General features: G+C 68.3%; 1 protein-coding gene and 1 pseudogene. One reads left to right on the top strand and one right to left on the bottom strand.

Translation table 11 applies throughout. The features are described from left to right. Nucleotides 1-194, bottom strand: a 194-nt coding sequence (locus KVT32_RS28530) for a hypothetical protein (RefSeq protein ID WP_217619254.1), incomplete at its 3' end; no start/stop codon positions are given. A gap of 83 nt (nucleotides 195-277) precedes the next feature. Here KVT32_RS28530 and KVT32_RS28525 point away from each other — a divergent pair. Beyond that, nucleotides 278-540 (top strand): annotated as a pseudogene (locus tag KVT32_RS28525) (heat-shock protein); the annotation flags it as partial.

The following is a 540-nucleotide window of genomic DNA, read 5'->3' as shown; positions in this document are numbered from 1 at the left end:
TTGCGCTTGAGCGTCCAGTGGCGGGCCATGGCGTTCAGCTCCTTGCCGGCGCGCGGGCCGGCCGCGCGCGGCGGCAGGCGGGGCGTGGCAAGCGGCGGGCGGATGCGGCGGTCATGATGGGTCCTCCGGTTGCCTCGATTATAGGCAGGACGGGCTCGATGGCGGCGCAGGGCTAGCGCGTGTCCGCCGTGCAACGCTTGCGCGCTCCTGTTCGCCGCTTGGGCCCGCTTGCCTTGCAGGTCTGATAGAATACCGCCCCTTCCAAAGAAAGACAGACATGACGAACGCATGCGGCGTCGACTTCGGCACCTCGAATTCCACGGTGGGCTGGGTCGGCACGGGAACCCAGCAAACAGCGGCGCAACGCACGCTGCTCGCCCTCGAGGACGGCAAGCCGACCCTGCCCTCGGTGGTTTTCTTCAATGCCGACGACGAGGAAGTGCGCTACGGCCGCGCGGCCCTGGCGGACTACCTGTCCGGCTATGAAGGCCGCCTGATGCGCTCGCTCAAGAGCCTGCTCGGCACCAGCCTGATGGACGG

The sequence above is a fragment of the Achromobacter sp. GbtcB20 genome (genome assembly GCF_019091095.1).
In the GTDB taxonomy this organism is placed as follows: Bacteria; Pseudomonadota; Gammaproteobacteria; order Burkholderiales; family Burkholderiaceae_B; genus Achromobacter; species Achromobacter mucicolens.
The sequence above is the reverse complement of the archived record's forward strand: the minus strand, read 5'-3'. Positions and strand labels throughout refer to the sequence as shown.